This is a genomic window from Campylobacter sp. IFREMER_LSEM_CL1890 (assembly GCF_025772045.1).
In the GTDB taxonomy this organism is placed as follows: domain Bacteria; phylum Campylobacterota; class Campylobacteria; order Campylobacterales; family Campylobacteraceae; genus Campylobacter_D; species Campylobacter_D lari_D.
The window spans coordinates 1-2473 of the sequence record NZ_JAKMRK010000028.1 but is presented as its reverse complement, the minus strand read 5'-3'; the positions used below and the strand labels follow the sequence as shown (position 1 = coordinate 2473).

Here is a 2473-nt window from a genome sequence, read left to right as displayed (position 1 = left end):
CATTTAATGCTAGTGGTGAAGCTAAGGCAGTTATTACTTCTAAGGCTCCATTTAAAGTTAATCCAAATTTAGAAGTTAAAACTATGGCTAAAGATCTTAAAAAAGAATTGCCTTATGAGATTAAAGAATATACTCCTAAAGTAACTTATCCAAGCTTCAAAAGTCACGAAAAAACCATAGACTATGAAAGTGATTATGTATTAAAAATAAGCGGTTTATTACCAAATTCAACCATTGATAATATCAGTGGAAGCAAAGGAGTAAAAGCTAAAAAAGAAAGCTTTAATGTTGATGATAAGGGTGAAGCTACTTTGGAATTTAGTGGTATTAGTGATTATAGTGTTAAAGAACTTACTATTAAGTTTAGTTATACTAAAATAAAAGGGGATCAACAAAAAACAATAGCTTATTTAGAACCTATTCAGCTTTACAAATATACTATATTTTTTGGGGTTGTTCCAGATGTTGTTGAAGCTCCATGTAGGATTGTAATACCAATATATGGTGGCAGACCAAACTCTAAAATAATATGGAATATAGATGGAGATGGTATTTTATTTCAATGTGATGAAGAATTTGACAGAACTGGTCGTGCAAGTGCAATTGTGAATACAGAATTTCCAAATCAAAAAAATATAGTAATCAACATTAACAGCATGGGTCAGAATTTAAGCAAAAGCATTGCTTTTGATAAACGCCATATTTATACTCCTGAAATAATTTATCCAAGTTTTAAAGGTAAGGAAAAAACTGTGGATTTTGGAAATGATTTTAATATCAAAATAAGTGGTCTTATGCCTAATTCTATAATCGATACAATTAGCACAAGTGAACCAAACAGCGTAAGAATAAAAAAAGATAGCTTTAATGTTAATGATAAAGGCGAAGCTACTTTAGAATTTGAGGGTATTTACAACAAACGTGTTGTTGGTTTTTTCGTTAAGTTTTTTTATATTAGAAAAGAAGGGGAGAAAACATGGACTCAAACAGACCAAATTAATGTCTATAACTACGATATAGGATATGATGATGGACCAAACACTATTACAGCAGAGCCAAATAGTAGTGTTGAAGTAACTTTAATAAATGGCAAACCCAATGAAAAAGTGAAGTGGAGTTTAAATGGAGATGGTATTTTAAGCAAAACAGATGATATATTTAACGAAGAAGGTAAGGCTAAAGCAACTATAACTTCTAAATATCCATATGCAATCAATCCTACAGTTAAAGCTATTGTTTTTAATCAAGAATTTTATAGGCCACTTACCTATAAAGAAGGAACCATATATACTCCAAAAATAACTTATCCAAGCTTCAAAGATCGCGAACAAACAATTGATTATAATAGTGATTTTAAAATAAAAGTAAGTAATTTAATGCCTAATTCTAAAATAAAGATATTGGACGCGCAATATACGAGTTCAAAAAAAGAAGTTTACGAAGCTAATGAACACGGAGAAGCTACTTTAGAATTTAACGGGGTTAGTCAATACGAAGCTAAAATGGTAAAATTTACTTTTGAATATAGTAGATCTTTTTTATTAAAAGACACTGTTACAGGATATGTTAATCTCTATCAATATATTCCAGGATTTTTGAAAACAACACCTGATAGAATTTTAGGTAGAGATGATATACAAGCTACACTGCTTGTTAATGGAGGAAAATCAAATACTAAAATAAGATGGGAAGTTAGTAATGCTGATATAGTAAAAAAAGATGATGTCTTTAATGAACAAGGTGTTGCAGCTATTACCATAAAATCTAAAAAACCTTTTTATGATAATGCGAAAGTCAAATTTGTAGATTACAATGGGCACACTGCTAGTCATGAATTATTATACGAATTTGTACCTGTAATAATATATCCAAACTCAAGAGGGCAAGACAAAAGTGTTATGGAAGCAATGCCATTTATTTTACAATTTAAATATTGTCAGCCAAAAGGTACTATATTTCTTGTGTCAAGAACTGCAAATCCTGAATCTCAAATGGCAAAAGTAGATGAAAACGGAAATGCAACTTTTTATTTTAATGGTATTCTATTTGACGAAGCAAAAGGAGCTACTTTTACTTTGCACTATCAATATGATAAATCTAGAAAAGAAACTCTAGTGCACGGCTACACAGACCCAATCCATATCCTGGGTCACTAAATTTTTAATGTCCTTGTAAAATAAGGGCATTACAATAAATTAAATATAATCAAAAAACTATACTTATAAGCATTCTTGAAAGCTAATTTACAAAATATAAAAAATAAATATAACATTAAAAAGATATTTTAAGTGGTGTCAAGAGAGAGACTTGAACTCCCGACCTCCGGCTTATGAGACCAGCTCTCTAGCCAGCTGAGCTATCCTGACATAAAAAAAGGAGTAAAATACAAGGCCTAGGTTTTGTTGAGATCGTTTTTACCTCGTCTTATGTTTTATGAAGTGAAAAAGCTAGTGAAACAGCTGTATTTAATGGT

The 2473-nt window shown here is 30.4% G+C and carries 1 protein-coding gene and 1 tRNA gene; one reads left to right on the top strand and one right to left on the bottom strand.

What is annotated here, in order from left to right; genetic code table 11:
• Positions 1 to 2156 (top strand): hypothetical protein (locus L8W57_RS07790; protein ID WP_263662321.1); only part of this gene is annotated, 2156 nt, incomplete at its 5' end.
• A gap of 133 nt (positions 2157 to 2289) precedes the next feature.
• On the opposite strand, the gene L8W57_RS07785 is transcribed toward L8W57_RS07790, so the two are convergent.
• Positions 2290 to 2366 (bottom strand) — tRNA-Met (locus L8W57_RS07785).
• Positions 2367 to 2473: the final 107 nt, after the last annotated feature.